General features: G+C 62.9%; 6 protein-coding genes. All 6 read left to right on the forward strand.

Features of this window, described 5'->3' with window-relative positions; genetic code table 11:
- The first annotated feature begins 30 nt into the window (after window positions 1-30).
- Complete coding sequence (locus tag EOD15_RS02885; RefSeq protein ID WP_127317779.1) at window positions 31-999, forward strand: LysR family transcriptional regulator; 969 nt, start codon at window positions 31-33, stop codon at window positions 997-999.
- A gap of 500 nt (window positions 1,000-1,499) precedes the next feature.
- Window positions 1,500-2,477: a cytochrome c oxidase subunit II gene (gene coxB / locus EOD15_RS02890; RefSeq protein WP_245463551.1), complete on the forward strand. Its 978-nt coding sequence runs from the start codon at window positions 1,500-1,502 to the stop codon at window positions 2,475-2,477.
- On the forward strand, window positions 2,474-5,002 hold the full coding sequence (gene ctaD, locus EOD15_RS02895) for a cytochrome c oxidase subunit I (RefSeq protein WP_127317781.1): 2,529 nt from the start codon (window positions 2,474-2,476) through the stop codon (window positions 5,000-5,002). Before coxB ends, ctaD begins: the two co-directional genes overlap by 4 nt.
- Before the next feature lie 7 nt (window positions 5,003-5,009).
- On the forward strand, window positions 5,010-5,384 hold the full coding sequence (locus tag EOD15_RS02900) for a hypothetical protein (RefSeq protein WP_127294296.1): 375 nt from the start codon (window positions 5,010-5,012) through the stop codon (window positions 5,382-5,384).
- On the forward strand, window positions 5,381-6,001 hold the full coding sequence (locus EOD15_RS02905; RefSeq protein ID WP_245463552.1) for a cytochrome c oxidase assembly protein: 621 nt from the start codon (window positions 5,381-5,383) through the stop codon (window positions 5,999-6,001). The genes EOD15_RS02900 and EOD15_RS02905 overlap by 4 nt, the downstream gene beginning before the upstream one ends.
- Before the next feature lie 32 nt (window positions 6,002-6,033).
- Window positions 6,034-6,898 (forward strand): c-type cytochrome (locus EOD15_RS02910; RefSeq protein WP_245463553.1); only part of this gene is annotated, 865 nt, incomplete at its 3' end.

The following is a 6,898-nucleotide window of genomic DNA, read 5'->3' on the forward strand; positions in this document are numbered from 1 at the left end:
AATATTCGCTATTTAATGTAACAAAGAGCCATGAATCTGACCATTCGGCAGTTGCGCTATGTCTGCGAAGTCGCCCGCCTTGGCAGCGTGCTGGCGGCCTCCAGATCGCTCTACATCTCGCAATCCTCCATCCTCGCGGCGATCACTCTGGCCGAGGCCGGGATGGGGGCGCGCATTTTCGACAGGCGGCCGGCGCGCGGCGTCTCCATCACGCCGGCCGGCCAACGCTTCGTCGCCGCCGCCCGCATCATGCTGGCGGCGGAAACGGAGTTCAACCGGTCGATCGGAGACCTCAACGGGCGCGTGCCGAAGGTCCTGCGCATCGGCTGCTTCGAGCCGTTCGGCGCGCTGTTCATGCCGGAGATGCTGCGCAGCTACCTCGACAACGTCGGCGATGTCGAGATCGACCTTGTCGAGGCCGACCAGGTCCAGTTGCAGGAACGGCTTGTCGCCGGCCAGATCGATCTGGCCATTCTCTACGACATCGGTCCAATCGGTATCGACAGCGTCACCCGCATCTGCAAGGTACCGGCGCATGCCGTGCTCAATGCGGACGATCCCCTTGCCGCGCGCGACGGCATCTGGCTGGCGGAACTGGCGGCACGGCCGCTGGTGCTGCTCGACCTGCCGCACACGGCGACCTATCTCCTGACCCTGTTCGACGTGCTGGCGAAACGGCCGGAGGTGCGCTTTCGCACGCGCTCCTACGAAACGGTGCGCTCGGCCGTTGCATCCGGCTTCGGCATGGCCGTCCTCAACATGCGGCCGATCGGTCGCGCCACCGCCGATGGCGAGGAGATCGTTCGAAGACCAATCCTCGATGAACTGCCGCCACCGACGCTGATCGTCGCCGACATGTACGGTTCGGCAAAGCCACTCTTCGTGCGTGTCTTCATCGACATGTTCCATCGCTTTTTCAGCGCGGTGGGCCCTTCGGGCTTTTCGGTGACGACGCCGGAGCGCGAACCTTTTCTACTGGTCGCCAGGGACGATGGCTGAGCCGCCCGCCCTGGCGTTGCGGACATTTACAGGACCGGCGTTGCAACCGCGCCGGAGGCGCGGGTTCCTGATCGAGATGTTCGAGATCGACGGGCGGCTCGGCGACAACTCTTCGGTGCGCGCCCACGTTTCACCAACACCAATGCTCGGTCGCCTGCTCGCAGGTTGGAGCGGAGACGGTACTTTTCGAGACGGCTTGGGCACGCCGTCGAACGCCGCAAAGTGCAAGAAATCGCTCGATTGGTCCCGATAGTTGGTGAACCTTAAAATAGGGTGGCTGCCTGCTGAGACGTACAAAGGATCGCCGGTATCGAAGCCTACCGGCGCGACAAATGACGAAACCGGCGCACAGATTGCATGAGCACTGGCCATTGCCGTTAAACTGAAGTTTTGGCGCAACCACTCGGTTGCGGGCGCGTTTGTGAGCAAGGGCATCGATCGGAGGGATAGATTCGTCAACAGTTCCAAGCACAAGCGCCCGGATTACGAAACTCGCTGCGGTGCGCTGGCTCGCGCTGTGGTTATGCTTGGGAACCTGTTCCAGCTGCTCGGGAGCCCAGTCGGCGCTTGATCCGGCCGGAGAGGAAGCGCGCCAGATCGCTGACCTTTTCTGGCTCATGGCCATTGCTGGCGGTTTTATCTGGCTGACGGTCATCGGTCTTCTGGCCCACGCGACACGTCATGAGCGCACTCCCATAGACGAGCGTGTTGCAAGCCGGCTGATTTTCTGGGGCGGGGCAGCCATTCCTTCGCTACTCCTCTTTCTCTTGCTAGGCTATGCGCTTTGGTTGATGCCTGGACTGAGACCTTTCGCACGAGCCGGCGAAGCCAATGGTCTCAGGATCGAAGTGACCGGTGAGCAATTCTGGTGGCGGGTCGCCTACCACCCGGCTGACGGCGGAGTTCCTATTCTTTCCGCCAACGAGATCAGGCTGCCGGTTGGCGAGCGCGTCGAGTTCTTGCTGAAAAGCACCGACGTCATCCATTCCTTCTGGATTCCCGCGCTCGGTGGCAAGATGGACATGATCCCGGGTCGCGTGAATCGGCTCTCGTTGCTGGCGACCAAACCTGGCACCTACCGCGGCCCTTGCGCGGAATATTGCGGGACCTCGCACGCGCTGATGACCTTCACGGCCGTCGCCATGCAGCCCGCTGCCTTCCGGGAATGGCTGGCTGTGCGGGCGAACCCTTCGCCCGGCGCATCCTTGCCCGGACGCGACATATTCCTTCGCAACGGCTGCGGCGCGTGCCACCGCGTTGCGGGCACACAAGCTGAGGGTGGTGTCGGCCCGGATCTCTCGCATATGGGTTCGCGGGGAACGATTGGTGCCGGCGTTTTGACCACCGACGATGAGGCCGTTCGTAGCTTCATCGCCCATCCGCATTTGATCAAGCCGGGTTCGAAGATGCCCGACTTCAACATGCTGCCCCAACAGGACATCGCCGAAATCGCCTCCTGGCTGAAGGGGCTCGAATGACAACCCTCAAAGCCCGCATCAAGCGAAACGCCTTGCCCTCCGCAGAGAAGATCGAGGAAGAACAGCTGCGCCTCGTCTGGAAGACGCCGATCGGCTGGCGTTACTGGACTTCGGTCAACAATACGCAGGTTGGCCTCTGGTACGGGGGTGCGGCCTTTGCCTTCATGCTGTTTGGCGGCGTACTGGCGCTTCTTGTGCGCACGCAACTCGCGGTTCCGGGAAACAATTTCCTCTCTGCCGACTTCTATAACCAGGCCTTTACGCTGCATGGCACCGTGATGATGTTCCTGTTTGCCGTGCCTATTTTCGAGGCCGTCGCGATCTTTCTGCTGCCGCCGATGCTCGGTGCGCGTGAACTGCCATTTCCCCGTCTCGGCGCCTTCGGCTTCTGGAGCTTTCTGATCGGCGGTGTCTTCGTTTGCGGTTCGATCTTCTTCGACGCCGCTCCCTCTTCAGGCTGGTTCATGTATCCGCCTCTTGCCACTGACAAGGCATATTCCGGCATTGGTGCCGACATCTGGCTGCTGGGCCTCTCCTTTATCGAAGTCGCCTCCATTGCTGCGGCGGTCGAACTCATAGTTGGTATCATGAAGTGCCGCGCACCGGGCATGCGCATCAACCTAATGCCACTGTTCGCCTGGTACCTGCTGATCGTCGCGGGCATGATCCTCTTCGCTTTTCCGCCGCTGATCGCCGGCGACATCTTGTTTGAGATGCAACGCATGTTCGACTGGCCGTTCTTCGACCCGACGCGGGGCGGCGACCCACTGCTGTGGCAACACCTGTTCTGGATCTTCGGGCACCCCGAGGTATACATCATCTTCTTGCCCGCCATCGCGCTGATGGCGATGATCGTGCCAACCTTTTCGCAACGTCCGATCGTCGGCTACTCCTGGATCGTGCTTGCCGCTGTCGGCACCGGCTTCCTATCGTTCGGCCTCTGGGTCCACCACATGTTCGCTACCGGCCTGCCGCAGATCTCGCTGGCATTCTTCTCGGCCGCCTCGGAAGCGGTCGCGATTCCAACCGGCGTGCAGATCTTCGTCTTCATCGCCACCATGCTGGCCGGACGTGTCATCTTCTCGGTGCCGATGCTGTTCGGCGCCGGCGGGCTCGCTATCTTCGTCATCGGCGGGCTGACCGGCGTGATGGTCGCGCTCGTGCCGTTCGACTGGCAGGCGCACGATACCTATTTTATCGTCGCACATCTGCATTACGTGCTGATCGGTGGAATGCTGTTCCCGCTGGTCGCCGGCGTTTACTATTATTACCCGCTGATCAATGCGCGGATGCTCTCGCCCCGTCTCGGGCGCACCGCCTTCTGGCTGATGTTTGCCGGCTTCAACGTCGCGTTCTTTCCGATGCATCTCAGCGGCCTGCGCGGGATGCCGCGCCGCGTCTTCACCTACCCCGAGGGGATCGGTTGGGACTGGCTGAATCTCATCTCCACGATCGGCGCCTATGTTTTCGCGGCAGGGGTGCTGGTGGTTGTCTTCGATGTTGTACGGCCGAAGCATCGCGAACCCCGCAGCGAGCAGAATCCGTGGAAGGCGGGCACGCTCGAATGGCTGAACGAGCCCGAGGAGAACTGGGGCGTTCGATCCATTCCGATCATCGAGAGCCGGTATCCGCTTTGGGACCAGGCGGATCTGATGCAAAAGGTCAATGAGGGCGCCTATTATCTTCGCAGTGCCAAGGAGAATCGCCGCGAGACGCTCATCACCTCGGTGCTCGACGCCCATCCGCTACAGTGCCAGCGCGTGGCGACATCAACCACGATCACAATAATCTCGGCCGCATTGCTCGGCGGCGTCTTCGTCGCGCTCACCTTCGAACTCTGGATCCTCGCCCTATTGTCGGGCATCGGCACGCTCTCTGCCGTTCTGTGGTGGCTCTGGACCGGCACCGGCGAAACCCCGGAAAAGAAGACCAAGGATGTCGGCCTTGGATTGCGCTTGCCGCTCTATGCCTCCGGTCCGGATTCTGTTGGCTGGTGGGCGATGTTCATTACAATGGTTGGCGACGGAACTGCCTTCGCCAGCCTCATCTTCGGCTATTTTTTCTACTGGACCATCCATCCCGACTTCACTCTGGGGCAGCCGGGTCCCGGTATGCGGTGGCCGATGATCGCGCTGTCTCTCTTCGTAGCCGCATGGGCCGCGATGCTTGGCGCGCGCCGACTGAACGCAAGCGGGTGGATCGACGGCGCACGCCTTGCGCTTGTTGCCGCGTTTCTGCTGACGCTTGCTGCCTCTGCAGCCGGTTTTGCCGGACCCTGGCAGCATGACATGCAGCCGACCGCGCATGTCTATCCGGCGATCGTCTGGATTCTCGTCATCTGGGCGCTTGCTCATGCCGCAGTCGGATCCGTCATGCAGCTCTATTGCCTTGCGCGCAGCCTCGCCGGCCGCCTGACGCGGGAGCACGACATGGAACTGCACAACGTCGCGCTCTACTGGCACTTTATGGCGATCACCGCTGTCATCACCTTCGCCGTCATAGGTCTTTTCCCGGAAGCGATGTGAGACGGTGATGCGCATCATTCCCAAAGAGGTCGAAACGCTCTGGACGCTCTTCACCGCGCCCGTGATCTGGGCGGGACATTTCCTCGCCTGTTATGCACTGGCCGCAATCTGGTGTGCCAAGCGCGGTGACCTCGGTTTCGCTGTCGTCCAGGCTGGCATAGTGGCTATGACGCTGGCGGCACTCGCGATGATCGTCTTGTCCGGGTGGCTCGCCTGGAGGCAGTGGGGCTTCGGCACGAACGACCCGCCGCACGACGATCCCACAGCGACGGACCGCAACCTCTTCCAGGGGTTTGCCACGCTACTGCTTTGCGGCCTGAGCTTCGTCGCCGTGCTCTACGTGGCGCTGCCGCTGCTCTTCATCGACGGATGCTCCTCATGAGGACGGCAAGCCTGTTGCTGGGCTTCGTCACCCTCGCGCTGGTCTGGGCGGGACCGCTGCTCGATGCGTGGCGTGGCTCGTTCGCGGCCCACATGCTTGCCCACATGGGCGTCGTCGCGATCGCGGCGCCGCTGATCGCAATCGGTATTGCCAGGCCGATACGCTCCGTGGCCACCGCCGCTCCCCTTATCGCCTCTCTCGTCGAACTGATTGTCGTCTGGGGCTGGCATGCGCCGGCTGCGCGCCAGTGGGCCGAGACATCGACCATCGCCACCATGATCGAGCAGGTGTCCTTCCTTGGCGCCGGGCTGTTCCTGTGGCTGACGTGCATGGCGCCGCGCAATGCCAATGCGCCGGCTATGGACGCTGCCGGCGCCTTCGCGTTGCTCCTGACCTCCATCCACATGACGTTGCTTGGCGCGCTGCTCTCGCTCGCCTCGCGACCGCTCTATGGCCTCGGCGAAGTGACGTGCTTCGGCCTCGTGCTCGGGGCGGGACAGGACCAGGCGCTCGGCGGCATCATCATGTTGATGATCGGCGCTGCCGTTTACCTCGCCGGAGGCGTCTTCCTGCTTGCCAGGCTCCTGAGCGGCAAAACCGAGAGGCTGGCCGGCTGATGCACGTCAACTGGAAACACTTGGCGATAGGCTTGGCGATCTTGCCGGCCGCGGTGCTTTTCGCGACCTGGATCGGCTTCTTCAACGTTGGTGCCTCGACCGGCCACTGGAAGGTGACCGAATGGTTCCTGCACTTCGCGATGCGCTCGGCCGTGCGGACATACGCACTCACGGTCAAGGTGCCGGACGAGCTGCCGCGCTACGCTATTCAGCCGGCTGCCGGCCATTTCGCGCGCGGCTGCGCCATCTGCCACGGTGCGCCCGGCGAACCGCGGTCGCCCGCCGTCCTTGCGATGCTGCCGCAGCCGCCGGACCTTGCCGGCAAGGTCGGCGAATGGACGGACGCCGAACTCTTCCGCATCGTCCAGCACGGCGTGCGCTTCACCGGCATGCCGGCCTGGCCGACGCAGCAGCGCGACGATGAAGTCTGGGCGATGGTCGCCTTCCTGCGCGAACTGCCGACGATGGACGAGGCGCGGTGGCGCGACCTTGCTTATGGCAGTAGCGAACCGTCGACTGGCCAAACACAAGGCCTCGAACGCGCACTCGCCGACTGTACCCGCTGCCACGGCACGGACGGGCTCGGCCGGAGCCCCGCAACGCCCGTCTTGGCCTCTCAGCGCGAAACCTATCTTCTTGAAAGTTTGAGAGCCTACGCTGCTGGCCACCGCCAGAGCGGTGTCATGGGAATTTCTGTCACCGCTGTCGACCCTGCACTCCTCGCCGATCTCGCGCGGCATTTTTCCGCGCTGCCTGCGCCTGCAACGTCGACGCAACCGGACCGTGCCCGGATCGCGCGTGCCGATGAGATCGCGCGACGCGGCATCCCGGAGCGCGACGTTCCGGCATGCCTGGGTTGCCACGGTCGTCCGGACCGCAACCCCATCTATCCGGAAC

The sequence above is a fragment of the Mesorhizobium sp. M7A.T.Ca.US.000.02.2.1 genome, from assembly GCF_003996995.1.
Classification (GTDB): domain Bacteria; phylum Pseudomonadota; class Alphaproteobacteria; order Rhizobiales; family Rhizobiaceae; genus Mesorhizobium.

Coding starts and splice junctions, on each gene's coding strand:
- EOD15_RS02885 (WP_127317779.1), top strand. CDS start 31: ATGAATCTGACCATTCGGCAGTTGCGCTATGTCTGCGAAGTCGCCCGC.
- ctaD (WP_127317781.1), top strand. CDS start 2,474: ATGACAACCCTCAAAGCCCGCATCAAGCGAAACGCCTTGCCCTCCGCA.
- EOD15_RS02900 (WP_127294296.1), top strand. CDS start 5,010: ATGCGCATCATTCCCAAAGAGGTCGAAACGCTCTGGACGCTCTTCACC.
- EOD15_RS02905 (WP_245463552.1), top strand. CDS start 5,381: ATGAGGACGGCAAGCCTGTTGCTGGGCTTCGTCACCCTCGCGCTGGTC.